This window comes from Caulobacter sp. SL161 (assembly GCF_026672375.1).
Taxonomy (GTDB): Bacteria; Pseudomonadota; Alphaproteobacteria; order Caulobacterales; family Caulobacteraceae; genus Caulobacter.
The window spans coordinates 3,784,366-3,806,285 of the sequence record NZ_JAPPRA010000001.1; the positions used below are offsets into that span (position 1 = coordinate 3,784,366).

General features: G+C 68.4%; 17 protein-coding genes and 3 pseudogenes. 12 read left to right on the top strand and 8 right to left on the bottom strand.

Annotated elements, in window-relative coordinates:
- Positions 1-129 precede the first annotated feature (129 nt).
- The 4 genes and pseudogenes from OVA11_RS18640 to OVA11_RS18655 all read left to right on the top strand — a co-directional run bounded on the left by OVA11_RS18640 (position 130) and on the right by OVA11_RS18655 (position 5,664).
- On the top strand, positions 130-1,326 hold the full coding sequence (locus OVA11_RS18640; RefSeq protein ID WP_268068732.1) for an alanine racemase: 1,197 nt from the start codon (positions 130-132) through the stop codon (positions 1,324-1,326).
- A 224-nt stretch (positions 1,327-1,550) separates the two neighbouring features.
- Positions 1,551-3,204, top strand: a pseudogene (locus OVA11_RS18645) (M28 family metallopeptidase).
- 134 nt (positions 3,205-3,338) lie between these two features.
- Positions 3,339-4,727, top strand: a complete 1,389-nt coding sequence (locus OVA11_RS18650) for an L-serine ammonia-lyase (RefSeq protein WP_268068733.1) — start codon at positions 3,339-3,341, stop codon at positions 4,725-4,727.
- A gap of 187 nt (positions 4,728-4,914) precedes the next feature.
- A complete protein-coding gene (locus OVA11_RS18655) occupies positions 4,915-5,664 on the top strand; it encodes a DUF72 domain-containing protein (RefSeq protein ID WP_268068734.1) in 750 nt (249 codons plus the stop codon).
- A gap of 144 nt (positions 5,665-5,808) precedes the next feature.
- Here OVA11_RS18655 and OVA11_RS18660 read toward each other — a convergent pair.
- Positions 5,809-6,674 (bottom strand): annotated as a pseudogene (locus OVA11_RS18660) (DUF1295 domain-containing protein).
- A gap of 6 nt (positions 6,675-6,680) precedes the next feature.
- Entirely contained in the window at positions 6,681-7,904 is a 1,224-nt protein-coding gene (locus OVA11_RS18665; protein ID WP_268068735.1) for an acetyl-CoA acetyltransferase, read from the bottom strand.
- A gap of 110 nt (positions 7,905-8,014) precedes the next feature.
- On the opposite strand from OVA11_RS18665, the gene OVA11_RS18670 reads away from it, so the two are divergent.
- Positions 8,015-8,968 carry a winged helix-turn-helix transcriptional regulator gene (locus OVA11_RS18670; protein ID WP_268068736.1) on the top strand — a complete coding sequence of 318 codons (954 nt, stop codon included), beginning with the start codon at positions 8,015-8,017 and terminating at the stop codon, positions 8,966-8,968.
- Positions 8,969-9,184: 216 nt separating this feature from the next.
- Here the strand turns inward: OVA11_RS18670 and OVA11_RS18675 are convergent, their stop codons facing one another.
- Together OVA11_RS18675 and didA are read right to left on the bottom strand one after the other, a co-directional pair.
- On the bottom strand, positions 9,185-10,186 hold the full coding sequence (locus tag OVA11_RS18675) for a dipeptide epimerase (protein ID WP_268068737.1): 1,002 nt from the start codon (positions 10,184-10,186) through the stop codon (positions 9,185-9,187).
- Between the two features lie 30 nt (positions 10,187-10,216).
- On the bottom strand, positions 10,217-10,432 hold the full coding sequence (didA, locus tag OVA11_RS18680) for a DNA damage-induced SOS-independent cell division inhibitor A (protein ID WP_012640664.1): 216 nt from the start codon (positions 10,430-10,432) through the stop codon (positions 10,217-10,219).
- A gap of 115 nt (positions 10,433-10,547) precedes the next feature.
- Between didA and OVA11_RS18685 the strand changes: the two genes are divergently transcribed.
- Complete coding sequence (locus OVA11_RS18685) at positions 10,548-10,856, top strand: polyhydroxyalkanoic acid system family protein (RefSeq protein WP_012640665.1); 309 nt, start codon at positions 10,548-10,550, stop codon at positions 10,854-10,856.
- A gap of 5 nt (positions 10,857-10,861) precedes the next feature.
- Here the strand turns inward: OVA11_RS18685 and OVA11_RS18690 are convergent, their stop codons facing one another.
- Complete coding sequence (locus OVA11_RS18690; RefSeq protein WP_268068738.1) at positions 10,862-11,272, bottom strand: DUF983 domain-containing protein; 411 nt, start codon at positions 11,270-11,272, stop codon at positions 10,862-10,864.
- Here OVA11_RS18690 and OVA11_RS18695 point away from each other — a divergent pair.
- A complete protein-coding gene (locus OVA11_RS18695; RefSeq protein WP_268068739.1) occupies positions 11,271-12,686 on the top strand; it encodes an aminotransferase-like domain-containing protein in 1,416 nt (471 codons plus the stop codon). The two genes, OVA11_RS18690 and OVA11_RS18695, sit on opposite strands and share 2 nt — an antisense overlap.
- Here OVA11_RS18695 and OVA11_RS18700 read toward each other — a convergent pair.
- Both OVA11_RS18700 and OVA11_RS18705 read right to left on the bottom strand, forming a co-directional pair.
- A complete protein-coding gene (locus OVA11_RS18700) occupies positions 12,683-12,883 on the bottom strand; it encodes a hypothetical protein (RefSeq protein ID WP_268068740.1) in 201 nt (66 codons plus the stop codon). The genes OVA11_RS18695 and OVA11_RS18700 overlap by 4 nt on opposite strands.
- Positions 12,884-12,948: 65 nt before the next feature.
- A complete protein-coding gene (locus OVA11_RS18705) occupies positions 12,949-13,581 on the bottom strand; it encodes a TetR/AcrR family transcriptional regulator (RefSeq protein WP_268068741.1) in 633 nt (210 codons plus the stop codon).
- Positions 13,582-13,658: 77 nt separating this feature from the next.
- On the opposite strand from OVA11_RS18705, the gene OVA11_RS18710 reads away from it, so the two are divergent.
- The 5 genes and pseudogenes from OVA11_RS18710 (at position 13,659) to OVA11_RS18730 (ending at position 21,658) form a co-directional block, all read left to right on the top strand.
- Positions 13,659-14,735 carry an efflux RND transporter periplasmic adaptor subunit gene (locus tag OVA11_RS18710; RefSeq protein WP_268068742.1) on the top strand — a complete coding sequence of 359 codons (1,077 nt, stop codon included), beginning with the start codon at positions 13,659-13,661 and terminating at the stop codon, positions 14,733-14,735.
- Between the two features lie 3 nt (positions 14,736-14,738).
- A pseudogene (locus tag OVA11_RS18715) lies at positions 14,739-17,811 on the top strand (efflux RND transporter permease subunit).
- 194 nt (positions 17,812-18,005) lie between these two features.
- Entirely contained in the window at positions 18,006-19,637 is a 1,632-nt protein-coding gene (locus OVA11_RS18720) for a phytoene desaturase family protein (RefSeq protein WP_268068743.1), read from the top strand.
- A gap of 61 nt (positions 19,638-19,698) precedes the next feature.
- Positions 19,699-20,913: an aromatic ring-hydroxylating oxygenase subunit alpha gene (locus OVA11_RS18725; RefSeq protein WP_268068744.1), complete on the top strand. Its 1,215-nt coding sequence runs from the start codon at positions 19,699-19,701 to the stop codon at positions 20,911-20,913.
- Between the two features lie 160 nt (positions 20,914-21,073).
- A complete protein-coding gene (locus OVA11_RS18730; protein ID WP_268068745.1) occupies positions 21,074-21,658 on the top strand; it encodes a TetR/AcrR family transcriptional regulator in 585 nt (194 codons plus the stop codon).
- Here the strand turns inward: OVA11_RS18730 and OVA11_RS18735 are convergent.
- Positions 21,655-21,894 (bottom strand): hypothetical protein, encoded by a 240-nt coding sequence (locus OVA11_RS18735; RefSeq protein WP_024265908.1) that lies wholly within the window; start codon positions 21,892-21,894, stop codon positions 21,655-21,657. The genes OVA11_RS18730 and OVA11_RS18735 overlap by 4 nt on opposite strands.
- Positions 21,895-21,920 lie beyond the last annotated feature (26 nt).

The window sequence follows — 21,920 nt, forward strand, 5'->3', positions numbered from 1 at the left end:
AAACACCGTGTCATCCCGGCCGGAGCATAGCGGAGAGCCGGGACCCAGGGGCCGCCACACTGCCTCTGGCCCCTGGGTCCCGGGTCGGCTTCGCCGCCCGGGATGACGATATAAACATTGGGGAGAGACATGAACCTGCCGCCCGCGACCGCCCCCCCCCAGACCCCGCTGCTGGTCATCGACCGTGCGGCCCTGGAGCGGAACCTCGCTCGCATGCAGGCGCTCTGCAACGCAGCGGGCGTTCGCCTGCGGGCCCATGGCAAGACCCACAAATGCTCGACGCTAGGCCGCCTGATCATCGAGCGTGGCGCGGTCGGCCTATGCTGCCAGACCGTCGGCGAGGCCGAGGCCTATGTCGCGGGCGGGATCCAGGATGTGCTGGTCACCGCCCCCTCCCCGCCCTGGGGCGCGGCGCGGCTGGCGGCCTTGGCCAAGACCGGCGCGCGGGTGGGTGCCGTCGCCGATGACGAGGGCCAGATCGATCGCCTGTCGGACGCCGCCGTGGCGGCGGGCGTCACGCTGGACGTGGTGATCGACCTTGATCTGGGCACCCACCGCGCCGGCGCCTATCCGAAGGACGCCCTGCGGCTGGCGCGCGCCGCCGACGCCGCGCCGGGCCTGCGCTTCGCCGGGCTGCAGGCCTATCTGGGCCACCTCCAGCACATGGACGACCTAGCCCTGCGCCGGTCAGCCGACGAAGCCGCCTTCGCCACCCTGAAGGCGCTGGTGGCCGAACTGACCGCCGCTGGCCTTCCACCGCCCGTGGTCACCGGCGGCGGCACCGGCACCCATGCCTACGACCTGGCTTCGGGGGTCTATACCGAGCTGCAGGCCGGCTCCTACGCGGTGATGGACGTCGAGTACGACGCGTGCGGCGCGCCTGACGGAACGGCCTGGGGCTTTGAGCCGGCGATGGTCGTCGCTGCGACCGTGGTTTCGGCCAACCACAAGAGCCACGTCACCTGCGACGCCGGCTTCAAGGCCGTGTCGATGGACGGTCCGCCCGCACGGGTGGTGGCCGGCGCCGCGCCGGGCTCGCTCTGGCGGGCTATGGGCGACGAGCATGGCATGATCGCCCACCCGAGCCTGATCGACGTGCTGAAGGCCGGCGGTCGCGATCCGCTAGGCTTCGACAAGGCCGTCGCCGCCGCCGACGCCGATCCGGCCCGCGCCTGGCCGGCTGACGCGCCCAAGGTCGGCGACATCGTCTGGCTGCAACCGGGCCACTGCGACCCGACGATCAACCTCTACGACGCCCTGCACGTGTGGGACGGCGAGACGCTGGAGCGGTGGCCGGTGGACGGGCGGCGGATGAGTAGTCGTTAAACCGATCTCCCCGGCGAACGCCGGGGTCCAGATCGAGCCCGCAAGCGCCTCCGAAAATCGCGCTGTCTTTTGGCGCGAACACCCAAGAAGCACCGGATGAATCTGGGCCCCGGCGTTCGCCGGGGAAGTCGGGCCTTTGGGTAGCGGTAACCCGCTTCCCCTTAGGGCAAGAGCGCTCTAGGGTCCGCGCCCAACGACAAGATTTGCTCCAAGAGGGCTTACCGATGAAACGCCTGCTGCTCGCCACTGTCCTGATCGCCGCGCCCATGCTGGCGCACGCCTCAGACGCGCCGAAGATCGACCCCGCCAAACTGACCGCCCACATCAAGACGCTGTCCTCGGACGCCTTCGAAGGCCGCGGCCCGGCCACCGAGGGCGAAACCAAGACAGTCGCCTACATCTCCGAGCAGATGAAGGCTGTGGGCCTGGAGCCCGGCGGCGACCTGAAGGACGGCAAGCGCCTGTGGACGCAGGACGTGCCGCTCAGCAAGTTCGACATCGATGGGCCAGTGACCGCCCACGTCATGGTCGGCGCCGACCACATCATGCTCAGCCAGGGCGAACAGGTCGCCATCCGCGCGGCGATGACCAATGTGAACGCCGTCTCGATCAAGAACGCCCCGATCGTCTTCGCCGGCTACGGCGTCAAGGCGCCCGAGCGCAATTGGGACGACTTCAAGGGCATGGACCTGAAGGGCAAGGTCGTCGTCGTACTGATCAACGACCCCGACTTTGAGACGGGATCCGGCGACTTCGGCGGCAAGGCCATGACCTATTACGGCCGCTGGACCTACAAGTTCGAGGAAGCCGCCCGTCAGGGCGCGGCCGGCCTGCTGATCGTCCACGAAACCGCTCCGGCCTCTTACGGCTGGGCCACGGTGAAGAACTCCAACACCAACACGATGTTCGACATCGTCCGCAAGGAACCGGCCAAGCAACATCCGCCGATGGAAGGCTGGATCCAGCGCGACGTCGCCGTTGATCTGTTCAAGAAGGCCGGCCTCGACTTCGAAGCCCTGAAGAAGGCCGCGCAAAGCCGCGACTTCAAACCGGTGGAACTGAAGGGCGCGACCTTCTCGGCGGACTACAAGGTCAAGTACGAGGTGATCATCTCCAAGAACGTCGTCGGCAAGGTCACCGGCGCCAAGCGTCCGGACGAGACCGTGATCTTCAGCGGCCACTGGGACCACCTGGGCGTCGGCCTGCCGGACGCCAAGGGCGACAAGATCTATAACGGCGCCGTCGACAACGCGACCGGCATCGCCGCCATGCTGGAGATGGGCCGCCTGGCCGCCAGCGGCCCCCAAGCCGGACCGTTCGATGGTGTTCCTGGCCGTGACCGCCGAGGAAAAGGGCCTTCTCGGCTCGGAGTACTACGCGGCCAATCCGCTGTATCCGCTGGCCAAGACGGCGGGGGTGATCAACACCGACGCCCTGGACCCCACCGGCCCGGCCAAGGACTTCACCATCTCGGGCAACGCCAAGCTGGATTTGCTGGACGACCTGATCGCCAAGGGCAAGGCCGTCGGCCGTGTCTACACGCCTGATCCGGCCACTGAGGCCGGCTATTTCTACCGTTCGGATCACTTCCCCTTCGCCAAGCGCGGCGTGCCGGCCATCTCGTTCGGCTCGGGTGAGGATCTGGTCGAGGGCGGCGTCGCTGCGGGCAAGGCCGCCTCGGACGCCTATCGCATCAACGCCTACCACCAGCCCGCCGACGAGTGGAACGACAGCTGGCGCCTGGACGGCATGAGCGCCGACATCGCTCTGGTCTACAGCGTCGGCCGCGACCTGGCCGGCTCGACCCGCTGGCCCGAATGGGGCGAAGGCGCCGAGTTCAAGGCCACGCGCGACGCCAGCAAGGCTGAGCGGAAGTAGGCGTTGGTAACTGTCATCCCGGCCAAGCGCGCAGCGCGCCGAGCCGGGACCGCAGGAAGCTCCGCGCTTTCCGAGGTCCCGGGTCTGCGCTTCGCTCCGCCCGGGATGACACCTTGAGTTTGCGACCTTACCCCATGACCGCCTCCGTCTTCGACCTCTTCAAACTCGGCGTCGGCCCGTCGAGCAGCCACACCATGGGGCCGATGACGGCCGCCGTGCTGTTCATCGGCCGCCTGCGCGACGCCGGCAAACTGGCCGCCGTCGCGCGGGTGGAGACGCGGCTCTACGCCTCCCTGGCCCTGACCGGTCGCGGCCACGCCACCGATCGCGCGGTGATCCTGGGCCTGATGGGCTTCGTGCCAGCCGAGCTGGATCCCGACGCGGGCGAAGCGGCGCTGCTGGACTGTCAGGCTAGTCAGTCGCTGAAGCTGGGCGGTGAGGTCGATATCGCCTTCGACGCGGCGCGAGACATCGCCTGGCTAGGCCATGAGCGCCTGCCGCAGCATCCGAACGCCCTGACCTTCGCCGCCTATGACAAGGCCGGCCAGGTCCTGGCCGAGCGCACCTACTTCTCGATTGGCGGCGGGTTTGTCCGTGACGAGCGCGAGATGGGCCGCAACGCTCCGCCTGAGGACGGTCCCGCCATCCCCTTCCCGTTCGAGAGCGCCGCTGACCTGCTGGATCGCGCCGAGCAGGCGGGCCTCTCCATCGCCGAGGTCATGGCCGCCAACGAGCGCGCGCGGATGGGCGAGGGCGAGATGAACGCCGGCCTCGACCGCATCTTCGGCGCCATGGAGGCCTGCATCGATCGCGGCATGCGCCAAGAGGGCGTCCTGCCGGGCGGCCTCACCGTCAAGCGCCGGGCCCGCCAGATACATCAGACCATCCTGGGGCGGATGGAGCGCCAGATGAGCGACCCTCTGGCGGCGATGGACTTCGTCAACCTGTGGGCCATGGCGGTCAACGAAGAGAACGCTGCCGGCGGCCGCGTCGTCACCGCCCCGACCAACGGCGCGGCGGGCCTGGTTCCGGCCGTGCTGCGGTTCTTCGTCCGATTTCACAAGGGAACGCCCGAACAGATCCGCACGTTCCTGCTCACCGCGGCCGCGATCGGCGCGCTCTACAAGATGAACGCCTCGATCAGCGGCGCCGAGGTCGGCTGCCAGGGCGAGGTGGGCGTGGCCTGCTCGATGGCGGCGGCGGGCCTGGCGGCAGCGCTGGGCGGGACCAACGCCCAGATCGAGAACGCCGCCGAGATCGGCATGGAGCACAACCTCGGCCTGACCTGCGACCCGATCGGCGGCTTGGTCCAGATCCCCTGCATCGAGCGCAACGCGATGGGCGCCATCAAGGCCATCGACGCCGCCCGCCTGGCCCTGCTGGGCGATGGCCAGCACTCGGTGTCGCTCGACAAGGTCATCGCCACGATGAAGCGCACCGGCGAGGACATGAACGAGATCTACAAGGAAACCTCGATGGGGGGCCTGGCGGTGGGCCTGTCGGTGAACCGGGTGGAGTGTTGACCCCAAAATCCTCCCCCTAGCGGGGGAGGTGGTCGCGCAGCGACCGGAGGGGGAAGTCCTGCCGAGCCGGCCTCTCCCCTCTCCGTCGGCTGCGCCGACACCTCTCCCACGGGGAGAGGATTTTCGGTCTCGACGCGCGGTGAAACCTCGCCTAGTTTTCGCGTGAACAAGAGGGGAACAAGCGCACATGGGCAAGATCCGAACCGGCATCGGCGGCTGGACGTTCGAGCCCTGGCGCGGGACCTTCTATCCCGATGATCTGAAGCAGAAGGACGAGCTGAAATACGCCTCGTCCAAGCTGACCAGCATCGAGATCAACGGCACCTACTATTCGACCTTCAAGCCCAACAGCTGGATGAAGTGGCGCGACGAGACGCCGGACGACTTCGTGTTCGCGGTCAAGGCCAGCCGCTTCTGCACCAACCGCCGGGTGCTGTCGGAAAACAACGACTCGCTGGAGAAATTCCTGTCCCAGGGCCTGGAAGAGCTGGGCCCCAAGCTTGGTCCGATCAACTGGCAATTCATGGCGACCAAGAAGTTCGATCCGGCGGATTTCGAGGGTTTTCTTAAATTGCTGCCGAAGGAGCAGAAGGGCGTTCGCCTGCGCCACGCCATGGAGGTGCGCAGCCCCACCTTCGCCTGCCAGCAGTTTTACGACCTCTGCGCCCAGTACGGCGTGGCCATCGTCTACGCCGTCGACGACGAGGCGCCCGAATGGCCGCGCATAGACCAGCCGACCGCCGACTTCACCTACGCCCGCCTGATGTGCAGCCGCGAGGACGAGCCGACGGGCATGACGTCGGAGGAGCTGGATGGGGTAGTCGCCCAGACGCGCCAGTGGGCCGAACGCGGCGACGTGTTCGCCTACTTCATCGCGGGGGCCAAGGTGCGGAATCCTGCGGCGGCCATGGCTTTGATCGGGAAGCTGGGGGCTTAAAGCTCCCTCTCCCATTGGGAGAGGGTTGGGGTGAGGGGTTGTGGAGTCTGACGGCGTGCCGGCTGTCCAGTCGCCGGCGTAACCCCTCACCCTCCCGCCGCTTCGCGTCGGGCCCCTCCCTCTCCCAGAAGGAGAGGGATTTTCTTATACCTTCTTCGGAAACCACGGCACGAACCCGCTGGTCCGCGCGACGTACTCCTCATAGCCCGGCTTGCTCTTGCGCATCTTGCCTTCGGTGGTCGGCACGCCGCTCCACTTGGTCAGCAGGAAGGTCATCAGCAGCGGACCCGGCAGGGCCCAGGCGCCCAGGCCCGTCTCGGCGGCGATCAGATAAAGACCCCACCAGACGCAGGCGTCGCCGAAATAGTTCGGATGGCGGGTATAGCGCCACAGGCCCTTGTCCATGACCTTGCCGGCGTTGTCGGGATTGGCCTTGAAGGCGGTCAGTTGAGCATCGCCGATGGTCTCGAACAGGATGCCAACGATCGTCAGGGCCGCGCCGGCATAGGCCAGACCGCCCAGCACGCCCGGCCCCTGCCCAAGCTGCACCGGGAGGGCGACGAAGTAGCTCAGCACCGCCTGAAGGCCGAACACGATGATCAGAGACGTCGTGGCGAAGTTCCAGCGCTTGGTCTTCTCATAGTGGGCGAAGATCGCGACATAGCGGCGATCCGCGCCGTGCTTGCGCCAGCGCCACAAGAGATAGAGCCCCAGCCGCGCGGCCCACAGGGTGCAGAGCCCCGTCAGCAGCAGGCCATGCGGCGTGTGCTGGCCCTGCAGCAGGGTGCTCCAGGCCAGCAAGGCCATGCTGGGGCCCCACCAGGCGTCGATGAAGCTGACGTCCTTCGTCCGCAGACTGACGGCCCAGAGGGCGAGGAACGCGACCGCCGATACGGCGGCGTTGACAGCGAGGATGGTGAGGATGGGCATGAGCGGCTCTGGCGGAAGATGCGGATGATACGGGTGGTGGGGTGTTTTGGTTGATCCTCCCCCGCATCGCGGGGGAGGATTTCAAATCACGTTCCCACGACGAAGCTCACGGTCGTGGTTGTGGACCCGCCGATGTTCAGGGTCTGCACCGTCTTGGCCCCCTCGACCTGATAGTCGCCGGCCTGGCCGGTGGTCTGTTTCCAGGCGTCCAGAACCATGCGCACGCCGGTGGCGCCGACCGGATGGCCCGTGCCGATCAGGCCGCCTGAGGGATTGATCGGCAGCTTGCCGCCAATGGCGATGTCGCCGTTCTCGACGGCCTTCCAGCTCTCGCCAGGGGCCGTGAGGCCCAGGTGGTCGATGGCCATGTATTCGGTGGCGGTGAAGCAGTCGTGGGTCTCGACCGCGTCCAGGCCCGAGACGTCGGGCGCGATCCCGGCCCGGGCGCGGGCGTCGAGAATGGCGCGGCGCACCTGCGGGAAGACATAATCCTGGTCGCGGCTGGCTTCGATCTTCCGCGCATAGCTGAGCGGCGCCGAGCGATGGCCCCAGCCCTTGATGCGGGGAATGCTCTCAAGCGCGATCCCGCGCTTGTCGGCATAGGCGCGGGCGCGCTTTTCCGAGGCCAGGAAGATCACGGCCGAACCGTCGGTGACCTGGCCGCAGTCCTGCTTGCGCGTGCGCCCCTCGACCACCGGATTGGCGACGTCATCGGCGGTGAAGGCGTCGGGCCCGAAGTTCCAGCCGCGGGTCTGGGCGTTGGGATTGCGCTTGCCGTTGGCGAAGTTGACCTCGGCGATGCCCATCAGGTGTTCGTACTTCAGCCCATAGCGGCGGTCGTACTCGTCGGCCAGGTCGGAGAAGGCGCGCGGCCACAGGAAGCGCGCGTCCTGGAACTCGTGTCCGACCCAGGCGGCGCTGCCCAGGTTCTCGGCCGCCTTCTGGCCGGGCACGTTGCGCATCTGCTCGACGCCGACCACGCAGGCCAGGTCATAGCGCCCCGCCTCGATCTCGGCGGCCGCCGCGAGGATGGCGATGCTGCCAGAAGCGCAGGCCGCCTCGTGGCGTGCGGTCGGCAGGCCGTCGAACGCCGGATGTACGAGGCCGAACATGCCGCCCAGGTGGCCCTGGCCAGCGAACAGCTCGGCGGCGAAGTTGCCGACATGGCCGGTCTCGACGTCCTCGGGATCAAGATCGACAGCGGCAAGGCCCTCGCCCACCGCTTCGGCGAAGGCGTCGGCCAGTTCACGGCCCTCGCGGCTCCAGTTGGCGGCGAAATCGCTCTGCCAGCCGCCCAGTACGTAGACCATGGCTCCACCCCGCTTGTTCTAGTTAGTCCGATTATACAAGCGACTTGTCCGGAGTCCACGCCGTCGTCGAACATTGACTTGTCAGACCGAAACGCTCCACCAAGCCCGCCATGGTCCCGCCGACGGCTCCAGACCCTGCCCGGACAGCGCTGGTGCGCCGCAGTTCAGCCGCCCGCGCGCTGAACCTGATCGGCGACCGCTGGACCCTGCTCGTGCTCTACGCGGCCTTCATGGGCGTTAAGCGCTTCGACGGCTTCGTCGAGATGACCGGCGTGGCCCGCTCGCTGCTGACCGATCGCCTCAAGCGCCTGGAGACCGGCGGCGTGCTGGCGCGTCGGCTCTATCAGGACCGACCGCCCCGCTCTGAATATCGCCTGACGCCGATGGGTCGCGACCTCTACGACTCGGCGCTGATGCTGCTGGGCTGGGAGATGCGCTGGCGCTTTGATCCCACCTGCCCCTCGCATCAGATCGTCCACACGACCTGCGGTCAGCCGCTGAAGCCGATCCTGTGCTGCGCGGGCTGCGGCGAGGCGGTGAAAGTCCGCGACATCACCCTGTCGCCGGGTCCGGGCGCTGGCCTCGAGCCCGCTCCGCGCGCCCGGCACTCGCGCCGCGCCAGCCATGACGACGTCGGCGGCGAGGCGCTGCATCCGATGCTGGAGCGCGGGATCGAGGTGCTGGGCGACCGCTGGACCGCCCACGTGGTCGCCGGCGCCTTCTATGGCCTGCGCCGGTTCAAGGATTTCCAGGACGAACTGAAGGTCGCCAGCAACATCCTGACCGACCGCCTCGAACGGCTGGTGGCGCGCCACATGCTCGAGAAGGTCCGCTACCAGGAAAAGCCTGAGCGCTGGGAATACCGGCTTACCACCGAGGGTCGCGATCTCTTCCCCCTGATCGCCGCCCTGATGACCTGGGGCGACAAGTGGTTGTCAGGAAACGAGGGTCCACCGGAAATCCTGACACATCGTTGCGGCGCTCGGCTGGAGCCGGTGGTGCGGTGTGGGTCGTGCGAAGGCGGTGTCGATACGGGGAATACGCGGATTAAATCCTCCCCCTAGAGCCTGTCTGGTTTAGATGAAACCATCTAAACCAGATAAACAGGCTATAAAATCAAACACTTATAGCCCTTTCAAACGCTTTAGATGATTCCATCTAAAGCTAAAGGGCTCTAGCGGGGGAGGTGTCGCCGCAGGCGACGGAGGGGGAAGGTCTGAGGCGCCTGCCTCCTCCCCTCTCCGGTCGCTATGCGACCACCTCCCCCACAGGGGGAGGATTTAGAGCCATAGCCCTTCCCCGTCCGCTCCATCCCCCCAGAAACCCAGCTGCGGCGGCGTGATCCGCCCACGCTCCACCCGCAGGCCGCCGGGGTGATCGACCGCCAGCCACCAGGGCCCGTCGAGGTCGGCGAAATCGCTGGCGCCGCCCAGATGCAGCGCCGGCGCGACGCCCAGGGACGACGCCACCATGCAGCCCGTCATCACCTGAAAATCCAGAGCGCGGGCCGCCTTGAGCATGGCCACGGCCTCGGTCAGGCCGCCGGTCTTGTCCAGCTTCAGGTTCACCGCCGAATAGCGCCCGCGCAGGGCGGCCAGATCGCCGCCGACATGCACGCTCTCATCGGCGCAGACCGTGAAGGGCGGATCCCAGCCCTCCAGCGCCTGGTCCTCGCCGGCCTGCAAGGGTTGCTCGACAAGAGCGATGGGCAGGTCGGCCAGCAGCGGCTTCAGGTCGCTCAGGATTTCGAAGGTCCAACCCTCGTTGGGATCGACGATGAAGCGAGAATGCGGCGCCGCAGCGGCCACGGCGCGCAGACGCGCGGCGGGGTCTTCGGCCGACAGCTTGATCTTGATCAGCGGCGCGTCAGCGACCGCGCACGCGGCGGCGCCCATGGCCTCAGGGGTGTCGAGGCTAACGGTGACGGCGGTGACGAGGTCGCTGGGGATGGCAAGGCCCGTCGCCTTCGCGACGCTGACCCCGGTGCGCCGCGCCCGCAGGTCCCAAAGCGCCAGGTCGAGCGCGTTGCGGGCCGCGCCCGGCGGCAGGGCGGCGCAGGCGGCCTCCACGTCCTCGGCGGCGAGGACCGGCGCCAGCTGGGCCAGGACGCTCTCCACCGTCTCGCCGTAGCGCGCATAGGGCACGCTCTCGCCGCGACCGACATGGCCATCGCCCCGCGCGATCACCTCAACCACCTCGGCGGCGGTCTTGACCCCGCGCGAGATGCGGAACGGGGCCTTCAGCGGATGCGAGACCGGGCGGACGGAAACGGCGATCGACATGACCGCAGGGATGGCGCCGTTCGCCGGCCTCTACCAGCCCCAGTGACGCGGGATCGGCGAGTCGGCGCGGCGCTCGGCCATCACCTTCAGGGCAAGGGGCCGGTCGACCACGAACAGCATGAGCCAGACCAGCAGCACGCCGGCGTAATGGACCGCGCCCCAAAGGCCGCCTGGACGACCCGGACGCACGAAGCGGGCGGACCGGCGCGGCGCGGCGAACGGCTGGGTCATGGCGAAGTCGGTCATGTCGTCGTCCCTCATCTGATGCAGACGACCTTGGCTGGACCATACGCCAGAAACGGACGTATTGAACTTGCCGCGCTGCGCCCGCATTTCAGCGATGTCGATTGAAGAGGATTCCATGGCCAAGACCGTCAGCATCAACATTCCCCACCAGCTGGGCGCGGCCGAGGCCAAACGGCGCCTGGAAGAAGGCCTCTCGCAACTGGCCGGCCAGATCCCCGGCGGCGACGCGGCGCGCTTTTCCCAGAGCTGGGCGGGCGACGTGCTGAACTTCTCGGCCGTGGCCATGGGCCAGACGATCACCGGCGTGGTCCAGGTGCTGGATGACCATGCGCGCCTGGACCTCTCCCTGCCCGGCCTGCTGGGCATGGCCGCCGGCAAGATCAAGGACGAGCTGAGCCGGCGCGGGCAGCTGCTGCTGAAGTAGCCCGGCTAAAGCCGCCGCGAATCGAAGTCGTGGCGGCCGAGACTCTCGAACCGGCCCTCCTCGGCCTTGTTGATGTACTGCGCGGCGACCAGCCAGCTCTTAACCGGGCGCAGGGTCGCCAGGCACCCCAGCAGGAAGCCGGGGAACACCGTGACCAGATGCACCCACATCGGCGGGCGATAGACGACCTCGACCCAGGCGAAGACGGCGGTCACCAGGATGCCGACGCCGCTCATCACAAAGAACGCGGGACCATCGGCGGGATCGGCAAAGCCATAGTCCAGGCCGCAGCGCTCGCAGGCCGGCGCCAGCTTCAGGAAACCCTGGAAGAGCTTACCCTCGCCACAGCGGGGACAGCAGCATTTCAGGCCGGCCCGGATCGGGGTCGGAGCGTTGGGATAGCTGGCCTCGGCCATGAAAAGCCCTTCCTACAATCGCGCGATTGATCCATACATTTCGCATTCAATGTATGGATATGCCGCCATGCCCGCAACTAAGGGATCGCCGAATCCAGCCGCCGCGTGGCTGCGGCGCGTGGAAGCGTTCGATGGCCCGGCCTACCGACGGATCGCCCTGGCGCTGGAGGCGGCGGTGGCCGAGGGCGAGCTGCAGGCCGGCGACCAGATCCCCGCCCAGCGCGAGATCGCGCGACTGATCGGCGTGGATTTCACCACCGTGACCCGCGCCTACAGCCTGGCCCGCGAGCGCGGCCTGGTCGAAGGAACCGCCGGTCGCGGCACATTTATCCGCTTACGGATCAATGAAGACGAGGCCGGCCTCATCGACCTCTCGATGAACCTGCCGCCCCCCCCGCAGGGACTGAATCTGGCGGGTCTTCTGCAGGACGCCACCCGCGCCATCCTGGCGCGGACGGAACCGGCCACCCTGATGGCCTATCACCCGGGAGCCGGCTCGCTGGCCCAGCGCAGCGCGGGCGCGGCGTGGCTGGCGCCGACCCTGGGCCCGGTCGATCCGGGGCGCGTGGTTGTGACGGGCGGCGCCCAGACCGCCCTGTCGGCCCTGCTGGATCACCTGACCGCGCTCGGCGATACGATCATCGTCGAGGCCTTCACCTATCCGGGCCTGCTGGTGACCGCGCGGCGACGAGGCCTGACCCTGGTGGCCTGCCCGCTCGACGACGAAGGCCTGCAGCCCGAGGCGCTGGCGCAGCTTGTGGCGCAGCATGGCCCGCGCCTGATCTGCTGCACTCCAACGTTCCAGAATCCGACCGCCGCCACGATGAGCCCCGCGCGTCGCGCCGCCGTGATCGAGATCGCGCGGGCGGCCGGCGTGACCATCCTCGAGGACGACGCCTATGGGCTGTTGCCGGCCCCGCCCGCCCCCGCCCTGGCCGCGCTGTGGCCCGAAGGGGTCTACCACGTGGCCACCACCGCCAAGGCGCTCTCGCCGGGCCTGCGCCTGGCCTATGTCGTGGCCCCGCCCGGACGCGCCGAGGGCTTCGCCCAGGCGCTGCATGCGATCGCCCAGATGCCGGCGCCGCTGATGGCGGGGATCGTCACCCAATGGATCCGCGACGGCGTAGCGGCCAAGGTTCTGGCGGGCGTGCGGTCCGAGACTACGGCGCGCCGGGCCCTGGCGGCGAACCTGCTGCCGCGCGCGGTCGGCGGCGCCGAAAGTCTGCATGTCTGGCTGGCGGACGCGGAAGCGCCGGCGGCGGCGCGCGAGCGGGGCCTGGCGCTGGTAGGGGCGGACGCGTTTCGGGCGCCCGGCGTTACCGGTGAAGGCCTGCGAGTATCCTTGGGCGCGACGGCCAAGCGCGCCGCGTTGACGCAGGGTTTGAAGGCGCTCGCGACGCTGAGCGCCCCCTAGAAGCCGTCGTCGTCCTCGGCCTCGGTCCCGTCCGCCTCGCCGCCCATGGCGTTCTCGAGGCTGTCGATGATGTCGTCCATCTGGTCGGGCGTGATCGAGACGTAGAGCGACTCGCCGCCGATGGCCGAGACCAGCAGACGGTAGCCGTCCTCGGTCTCCTGCAGGCTGAACGATTGGAGCGGCAGGAGCTTGGCCATGGGGGATCCTTCCCGAGAGAGCGTGGGCCGAGAGAACGAGGCGCTCATCTAGAGAAGCACAGGGCTTACTTCAACGCGCCTTTGCGCAGCATCGCCACATGGGTGGCGATCAGTTGCTCGCGGTCCACCCAGGGAAACTCCGGGCGCGCGATCAGCAGCGACACCAGGCCGTGCAGACCCGCCCACAGCGACTGGGTTGCGGCGACGGCGTCATCGCTGACCGTTTCGCCGCGGGCGTGGAACTGGGCCACGATCTCGGCGAACACCGCGAAAACCGCCTGACCCGCGATCATGGGCCGGCCACCGGTCTTTTCCAGGAACGAGCCATCGACGCTCTTTTCCAGCATGAAGGCCACCCGATAAGCATCCGGGTGGTCGAGGCCGAAGTCGATATAGACGCGCAGGCAGCGCTCGAAGTTCTCGGCCGTGGGCGTGTAGCCGACGCGCGCCTCTTCCATGCGCTGACCCAGGATGGCGAAGGCCCGCACGCAGAGCTCGGCGGCGATGTCGTCCTTGGTGGCGAAATAGGCGTAGAGCGCCGGTTGCGAGATCCCCGCGATCTCGGCGATCTGCCGGGTCGAGACGGCCTGAACGCCCTTCTGACTGAACAGGGTCAACGCCGCGTCGAGAATCTCCTCGCGGCGCTCGCCCCCATGGCCCTTGGGCTTTCGGGGCGAACGGGTCTTGGGTGACTTCATGCAAAACGTCCTAGGCTTCGTCACGCCAGCTTGACAATACGATGTTATCAATCACTGATAACTTATCGCTGATTGATTTGGAACAGCTTATGTGGCGGACCCCGCTCCCTCCCCTGGCGGCCCTCCTCCTGGCGGCGACGTTGAGCGCCTGTGGCGGCAAGACCGAAACCGATGCTCCGGCCCCGCCGACGCCGGTCGAGGCTGCTCGCGTCGCCGCCCCTGACGCCGCCGGCGTCGTGGCAGGCGCCGGGACGCTGGAGCGTCGCCGCGAGATGGCGCTGTCGTTCCGGATCCCCGGCGTGCTGACGACCATGAAGATCGAGGCCGGCGACAATGTCCGGGCCGGTCAACTCATCGCCGCCATCGACCCGGCCGGCGTCGACGCCCGCCAGCAACAGACGCAGGCCGATCTTGAGCGCGTGCGTCGAGACCTCGAGCGCGACAAAGTGCTGTTCGAAAAGGGCTATGTCAGCCGTCAGCGTATCGATGACCGGACCAGCACGCTGAAGTCGGCCCAGGCCGCCTATGACGCCGCCCGCTTCGACCGGCGCTGGGCCAATCTGGTTTCGCCAGTCTCGGGCGTCGTGCTGGAGCGCCGCGCCCAGGCGGGCGAGGTGGTCGGCGCCGGCCAGGTGGTGGCGCGGGTCGCCGACCTGACCAGCCCGCTCGTGCTGCGCCTGCCTCTGGCGGCCCGCGACGCGGCCCGCATCCGGGTCGGCGATCCCGCCACGGTCAAGGTCGATGAGATCGGCGAGACCACCCTGAACGGACGCGTCACTCGGGTGGGCGAGGCCGCCGACACCCGCACCGGCGCGATCCTGGTCGAGATCGAGCTTTCCGCGCCGCCCTCGGCCTTGCGCAGCGGTCAGGTGGCCCACGCCACGCTGAGCGTCCGCGCCGCGCCCGGCGTCGTCACGACCTATGCCCGCGTGCCCGCCGAAGCGGTGCTGGAGGCCAATGGCCAGCGCGCCTTCGTCTTCCGCGTCGACGGCGGCAAGGCCCGGCGCACGGCCGTAGGCTTTGGCGGCTTCGACGGCGACGACGCCTTGGTCTCGGGCCTGCCGAACGGCGCCCAGGTCATCACCGCCGGCGCCGGCTTCGTCTCCGACGGCGAGAGTGTGGCCGTCGTCGATCCCACCCGGCTGGGGCGCTAGGCCGTGAAGTTCGACCTCTCGACCTTCGCGGTCCGCCGCTGGCAGTTCACGCTGGTGGCCTTTGGCCTGCTGGTGATGCTGGGCATCAACGCCTTCACCAGCATTCCGCGCTCGGAAGATCCGCACTTCCCGATCCCGATCGTCATCGTCAGAGCCGTCCTACCCGGCGCCGAGCCATCGGAGATGGAGCAGCTGGTCGTCGATCCCATCGAGGACGCCGTCGATGGTCTCGACAACATCGAAAAGGTCGAGTCTGTCAGTCTGGACGGCGCGGCCGTCGTCTCGGTGCACTTCACCTGGGACGTCGATCCTGAGCGCAAGTACGACCAGGTCGTGCGCGAGGTGAACGCGATCCGGGGCAACCTGCCTGCAGGCCTGGCCCGCCTCGACATCCAGCGCGCCCGCACCACCGAGGTGTCGGTCGTGCAGGTGGCCCTGACCAGCGACACCCTGCCGATGCGCCGCCTGGAGAAGGTGGCCGACCGCCTGCGCGAACGGCTGGACCGCGTGCCCGGCGTGCGCGAGGACCACTACTGGGGCGCGCCGCCGTCAGACGTGCAGGTCACGCTGGATCTGGCCCGGCTGTCGGCCCTGAAACTGCCCGCCACCGCCGTGACCGACGCCCTGCGCGCGGCCGGGGCGGAAGCGCCGATTGGCGCGGTTCAAGCCGGAGAGCGGCGTTTCAACGTCAAGTCCGGCGGCGCCTTCCGCGACTTGAAGACCATCGGCGACACGCCGGTGCGCTCGATCGGCGGCAAGGTGGTGCGCGTCTCGGACGTCGCCACCATCGCCTGGGCCCAGCAGGAGCCCACCCACGTCGCCCGCTTCAACGGCAAGCGGGCCGTGTTCGTCACCGTCAAGCAGAAGGACGGTCAGGACGTCGCCAAGATCACCCAGGAGGTGCGCAAGGTCCTCGACGAGTACGAGCGCGCCCTGCCCGCCGGGGTGAAGCTGGAGCGCGCCTTCTTCCAGGCCGAGAACGTCAAGCATCGCCTCAAGAACCTGTTCCGCGACTTTGGCATCGCGCTCGTCCTGGTGCTGATCACCCTGCTACCGCTGGGCCCCCGCGCCGGCGTGGTGGTGATGGTGTCGATCCCGCTCAGCCTGCTGATCGGCCTGTCGCTGCTGCAGGCGTTCGGCTTCACCCTGAACCAGCTGTCGATCGCCGGTTTCGTGCTGTCGCTGGGCCTCTTGGTCGACGACAGTATCGTCATCACCGAAAACATCGCCCGGCGTATCCGCGAGGGCGAGGAACGCACCGAGGCGGCCGTCAACGGCGCGCGCCAGATCGGTCTGGCGGTCGTGGGCTGCACGGCGACGCTGATGCTGGCCTTCCTGCCACTGATGGCCCTGCCCGCCGGCTCGGGCGCCTACATCAAGTCGCTGCCGGTGACGGTCCAGCTGTGCACGGTGGGCGCATCGCTGCTGGTGTCGCTGACCATCATCCCGTTCCTGGCCAGCCGGATCCTCGACAAGCACTCCGACCCGGAAGGCAACGCCCTGCTACGGGCCGTGAACGGCGGCATCCAACGCTTCTACCGCCCTGTCCTGCACACCTCGCTGGCGCGGCCCTGGCTGGCCCTGGCGCTGATGCTGGCCCTGTGCGCCACCACCGTACCGCTGTTGAAGGTGATCGGCAGCTCGCTGTTCCCGCCGGCCGAGACGCCCCAGTTCCTGATCCGGATCGAGACGCCCGACGGCGCCTCCCTGGCCCGCACCGACCAGGCCCTGCGCTTCGTCGACGCGCGTCTGGCCAAGGAGCCCGACATCCTCTGGCGCGCCAGCAATCTGGGCCGCGGCAATCCGCAGATCTTCTACAACAAGAGCCAGCGCGAAAGCTCCAACAGCTTCGCCGAGGTCTATGCCAGCCTCGAAGCCTGGAAGCCCGGCCAGAGCGAAAAAGGTGCTGGATAGCCTGCGGGCTGACTTCGCCAAGTATCCCGGCGCGCGCATCACCGTGGTGGCCTTCGAAAATGGCCCGCCGATCGACGCGCCGATCGCCATCCGCATCACCGGCCAGAACCTCGACGTGCTGAAGGCCCTGGCCGCGCGGACCGAGGCGGTGCTCAAGGACACGCCCGGCGCGCGCGACGTCAGCAACCCGATGCGCCTGGACCGTACGGACCTTGATCTCGGCGTCGACGAGGCCAAGGCTGCCGCCCTGGGCGTGCCGGCCGGCGCGGCTCGCCGCGTGACCCGCCTGGCGCTGTCGGGCGAAGAGGCCGCGCGTTTCCGCGATCCCGACGGCGACGACTACGCCGTGCGGGTGCGCCTGCCGACGGCGCAGGTGGACGGGGCGGCGCGCAATCCGCTGTCGGCCCTGAACGGCGTCTATGTCCCCACCGCCGAGGGCGAGGCCGCGCCGCTGGGCGCGATCGCCACCCCGACCTTGCGGTCCAGCCCCGCCCGCATCGACCGCTTCGACCGTGAGCGGACGGTCACGGTGACCAGCTATGTCGCGACCGGCTATCTGACGGCCAAGGTGACCGAGGATGTCGTTCAGCGCCTGGAGAAGGACGTTCCCATGCCGCCGGGCTATCGCCTGTCGCTGGGCGGCCAAGCCGAGGCGCAGTCGGAGAGCTTCGCAGGCCTCGGCGCGGCGGTGCTGGTGGCGATCTTCGGCATCCTGGCGGTGCTGGTCCTGGAGTTCCAGAAGTTCAAGACCGCCCTGGTGGTCGCCGGCATCATCCCGTTCGGTGTGTTCGGCGCGGTGCTGGCCCTGGCCCTGACCGGCAACTCGCTGTCGTTCACCGCCACGATCGGCCTGATTGCGCTCATCGGCATCGAGATCAAGAACTCGATCCTGCTGGTCGACTTCACCGAGCAGCTGCGGCGCGAGGGCATGAACCTGCACGACGCCATCGAGAAGGCCGGCGAGGTCCGCTTCCTGCCCGTGCTGCTGACCTCGGTGACGGCGATCGGCGGCCTGCTGCCGCTAGCCCTTGAGCGCTCGGGCCTCTACTCGCCGCTGGCCATCGCCATCATCGGCGGCCTGATCACCAGCACCCTGCTGAGCCGCGTGGCGACGCCGGTGATGTACTGGCTGACGGCGCGGGGGAAGGCGGAGGCGGTTTGATGCAAATCCTCCCCCTGAAGGGGGAGGTGTCGGCTCGAAGAGACGACGGAGGGGGAAGAGGCAGGGTCGGCATGAGTTCCCCCTCCGCCCGCTTTGCGGACACCTCCCCCGCTAGGGGGAGGATTTGCGGCATCGCTATTGCCTATTATACGATCGTATAGCAACACTCTCCCCATCCTGAGGGGGAGCACATCATGGCGGTCACCCAGACCCGCGACGCGGTCATTATCGGCGGAGGCCACAACGGCCTGGTCTGCGCCTTCTACCTGGCCAAGGCGGGCTTAAAGGTCACGGTCTGCGAGGCGCGGGGCGTCGTGGGCGGCGCGGCGGTGACCGAGGAGTTCCACCCCGGTTTCCGCAACTCGGTGGCTAGCTACACGGTTAGTCTGCTGAACCCGCGCGTGATCGCCGACATGGGCCTGCGCGAGCTGGGCCTGACCTTCCTGGAACGGCCGATCTCGAACTTCCTGCCAATTAGCGACGAGAAGTACATCAAGCTGGGCGGCGGCCTGGAGCGCACCCAGGAGGAGTTCCGCAAGTACAGCCGGCGCGACGCCGAGGTGCTACCTGCCTACTACGCCATGCTGGACGAGATCGGCGACATCCTGCGCGATCTGGCCCAGGAAACCCCGCCGAACCTCGGCGATGGTCTGCCCGGCCTGCTGCGCGCGCTGCGTCAGGGCGGCCGGCTGGCCTTCCTGTCGCGTCAACGCAAGCGCGACCTGCTGGACCTGTTCACCAAGAGCGCCCGCGACGTGCTGGACGGCTGGTTCGAGAGCGAGCCGGTCAAGGCCGCCTTCGGCTTCGACGCCGTGGTCGGCAACTTCGCCAGCCCCGACACGCCAGGGTCGGCCTATGTGCTGCTGCACCACACCTTCGGCGAGGTGAATGGCAAGAAGGGCGCCTGGGGTCATGCCGTCGGCGGCATGGGCGCGATCACCCAAGCGATGGCCAAGGCCTGCGAGGCGGCCGGGGTCGAGATCCTGCTCGACGCCCCGGTCGAGGGCGTCCACATCGACGGCGGGAAAGCCGCCGGCGTGCAGCTGGTCGACGGCCGCCAGATCATGGCGCCGATCGTCAGCGCCAACGTCAATCCGGCCCTGCTCTACAAGAAGCTTGTCCCGCCCTCGGCTTTGACGCCGGACTTCCGCAAGGCGGTCGACGGCTACAAGAACGGCTCGGGCACCTTCCGAATGAACGTGGCCCTCTCGGAGCTGCCCAGCTTCACCTGCCTGCCCGGCAAGGAGACCGCCGAGCACCACCAGTCGGGCATCGTGATCGCCCCCAGCCTCGACTACATGGACGCGGCCTATCGCGACGCCAAGGGCGAGGGGATCAGCAGGGCCCCGATCGTCGAGATGCTGATCCCGTCCAGCCTGGACACCAGCCTCGCCCCGCCAGGCCAGCACGTGGCCAGCCTGTTCTGCCAGCAGTTCGCGCCGGAGCTGCCCGATGGTCGTTCCTGGGACGACGCGCGCGAAGCCGCCGCCGACCTGATCATCGATACGGTCGACCAGTGGGCGCCGGGCTTCAAGGCCTCGGTGCTGGGCCGGATGATCCTGTCGCCGCTGGATCTGGAGCGGAAGTTCGGCCTGATCGGCGGCGACATCATGCACGGCCACATGTCGCTGGATCAGCTGTGGGCCACCCGCCCGCTGCTGGGTCACGCCAGCCACCGCGCCCCGATCGCGGGCCTCTACATGTGCGGCGCGGGCACGCACCCCGGCGGCGGCGTCTCGGGCAATCCGGGCCGCAACGCCGCCCGCGAGATCCTGCGCGACAAGGACTTCGCCACGGCCGTGAAGCTGTCGGTGGTGGGGCGGTGATGGCTCAACATCCGACCTTCCCGGCGAATGCCGGGACCCAGATTCATCCCGAGCTTTCGCCGTGCTTGGCGCTTCACAGCCTTACGATCTGGGCCCCGGCATTCGCCGGGGAAATCGGGGAGAAGGTGGCGCCATGACCGCCCTTCCCAACCACGACCCGCTGTCCGACTGGGGCCTGCCCGGCTGGATCTACACCAGCGAGCGGTTCTTCAAGGAAGAGCAGGACAAGGTCTTCCGCCCGTCGTGGCAGATCGTCTGCCATCTGAACGACATCCCCAAGGCCGGCGACTTTCACACCTTCGACTTCATCGGCGAAAGCCTGATGGTCGTGCGCAGCAAGGAGGGCGGCGTGCGCGCCTTCGCCAATGTGTGCCGCCATCGCGGGGCGCGGCTGCTGGACGGTCCGGTCGGCCGCTGCGGCGGACGGATTGTCTGCCCCTACCACGCCTGGACCTATGACCTGGAAGGCCGGCTGATCGGCGTCCCCATGCGCGACGACTATCCCGCCCTCGACATGGCCAAGGAGGGTCTGGCGACCATCGAGGTCGAGGTCTGGCGGGGCTTTGTCTTTGTTAGGCTCGAGGGCGACGGGCCCTCGGTCGCGACCATGATGGCGCCCTATGAAGACGAGGTGGCCCACTATCGCTTCGAGGAGCTGCAGCCGTTCGGCCGGGTCACCCTGCGCCCGCGCGCAGTGAACTGGAAGAACATCAGCGACAACTATTCCGACGGCCTGCACATCCCGGTCGCCCATCCGGGCCTGACCCGGCTGTTTGGCAAGGGCTACGGCGTCGAGGCCGAGACCTATGTCGACAAGATGTGGGGCCAGCTGATCGACGAGCCCTCAGAGAGCCCGTCAGAGCGTCTGTATCAGGACCTCCTGCCCGACGTTCCCCACCTGCCGGACGACCGAAAGCGGCTGTGGACCTATTTCAAGCTCTGGCCGAACTTCGCCTTCGACATCTATCCGGACCAGGTGGACTTCATGCAGTTCATCCCGATCTCGGCCGAGCAGACGATGATCCGCGAGATCGCCTACGCCCTGCCCGACGAGCGACGCGAGATGAAGGCCGCCCGGTACCTGAATTGGCGCATCAACCGCCAGGTCAACGCCGAGGACACCGAACTGGTGGCCCGCGTGCAGCAGGGCATGGCTTCGCGCACCTTCACCGCCGGTCCGCTGGCGACCAGCGAGGTGTCTTTGCGCAGCTTCGGCCGCAAGATGCGGGCCCTGATCCCGGAAAGTCGTCTGCCCCGGCCGCCGGAGGGGTGGTGAGCTCATCACCTCGGCAAGATCATCGTGTCATCCCGGCCGTAGCGAAGCGGAGAGCCGGGACCCAGGGGGTGAGGAACCGCCGGGGAAGCCGCCCCTGGGTCCCGGATAGCGCTTCGCGCTTCCGGGATGACACGGCTTTTTTGGCAAGGTGCTCACCGCCATGACCCGCGCCGCCTTCACACGCGAGGCGCCCGATGTCCGCCGGCAGGCTTTGGTCGCCGCCGCCGAGGCTGTGCTGGCGCGCGAGGGCGTGGGTGGGACCAGCGTCCGCGCTATCTGCGCCGAGGCCGGGGTCTCGCCGGGCCTGTTGCGGCACTATTTCGAGGGCGTCGATGATCTGATCGCGGCGGCCTATGAGGCGGTGTCGCAGCGGATCGACGGCGCGCTGGACGCGGCGCTGGCGGCGGCGGGCGATGATCCCCGTGCGCGGCTGCTGGCCTATCTGGGCGCCAGCTTCGCCCCGCCGGTGCTGGACGAGCGGCTGCTGGCCGCCTGGGTCGGCTTCTGGTCGCTAGTCAGGACCAAGCCGCGCATGGCCGCGATCCATGCCGCTTCGTACGCGGACTTCCGTGCGCGGCTGGAGGTCTTGCTGGCCAAGGCCGGCGCGCGTGACACGCGCCTGGCGGCCATCGCCCTGACGGCGAGCGTGGACGGACTGTGGCTGGAACTCTGCCTGGATCCCGCGACGTTCAGTCCAGACGAGGCGCGAGCGATCGTGACCCGCGCGCTCGACGGCTGGATTTAGGCGACGGCGACCTGGTTGGCCGCGCGGTTGCGGCCCCACGACGGCGTGCGCGCCTCGGCCTCGAAGGTGTGGACTTCCGCCTTGCGGCCTTGCACCCGCATGTGGCGGGCCAGCAGCTGGGCCAGGGCCTCGGCCTCGTGCTGCGACGAGTAGGCGCCGATCAGGTCGGCCGAGTCGTTCCAGGTCACATGCCACACCCCGGCGACGGGACGGACGTAGTAATGGTTCTCGGTCATGACGACCTCCTTGGACAACTCAGCAT

Bases quoted from the DNA above. Each gene is read 5' to 3' on its own strand.
- OVA11_RS18640 (WP_268068732.1), top strand. From the start codon at position 130: ATGAACCTGCCGCCCGCGACCGCCCCCCCCCAGACCCCGCTGCTGGTC.
- OVA11_RS18650 (WP_268068733.1), top strand. From the start codon at position 3,339: ATGACCGCCTCCGTCTTCGACCTCTTCAAACTCGGCGTCGGCCCGTCG.
- OVA11_RS18655 (WP_268068734.1), top strand. From the start codon at position 4,915: ATGGGCAAGATCCGAACCGGCATCGGCGGCTGGACGTTCGAGCCCTGG.
- OVA11_RS18665 (WP_268068735.1), bottom strand. From the start codon at position 7,904: ATGGTCTACGTACTGGGCGGCTGGCAGAGCGATTTCGCCGCCAACTGG.
- OVA11_RS18670 (WP_268068736.1), top strand. From the start codon at position 8,015: ATGGTCCCGCCGACGGCTCCAGACCCTGCCCGGACAGCGCTGGTGCGC.
- OVA11_RS18675 (WP_268068737.1), bottom strand. From the start codon at position 10,186: ATGTCGATCGCCGTTTCCGTCCGCCCGGTCTCGCATCCGCTGAAGGCC.
- didA (WP_012640664.1), bottom strand. From the start codon at position 10,432: ATGACCGACTTCGCCATGACCCAGCCGTTCGCCGCGCCGCGCCGGTCC.
- OVA11_RS18685 (WP_012640665.1), top strand. From the start codon at position 10,548: ATGGCCAAGACCGTCAGCATCAACATTCCCCACCAGCTGGGCGCGGCC.
- OVA11_RS18695 (WP_268068739.1), top strand. From the start codon at position 11,271: ATGAAAAGCCCTTCCTACAATCGCGCGATTGATCCATACATTTCGCAT.
- OVA11_RS18690 (WP_268068738.1), bottom strand. From the start codon at position 11,272: ATGGCCGAGGCCAGCTATCCCAACGCTCCGACCCCGATCCGGGCCGGC.
- OVA11_RS18700 (WP_268068740.1), bottom strand. From the start codon at position 12,883: ATGGCCAAGCTCCTGCCGCTCCAATCGTTCAGCCTGCAGGAGACCGAG.
- OVA11_RS18705 (WP_268068741.1), bottom strand. From the start codon at position 13,581: ATGAAGTCACCCAAGACCCGTTCGCCCCGAAAGCCCAAGGGCCATGGG.
- OVA11_RS18720 (WP_268068743.1), top strand. From the start codon at position 18,006: ATGGCGGTCACCCAGACCCGCGACGCGGTCATTATCGGCGGAGGCCAC.
- OVA11_RS18730 (WP_268068745.1), top strand. From the start codon at position 21,074: ATGACCCGCGCCGCCTTCACACGCGAGGCGCCCGATGTCCGCCGGCAG.
- OVA11_RS18735 (WP_024265908.1), bottom strand. From the start codon at position 21,894: ATGACCGAGAACCATTACTACGTCCGTCCCGTCGCCGGGGTGTGGCAT.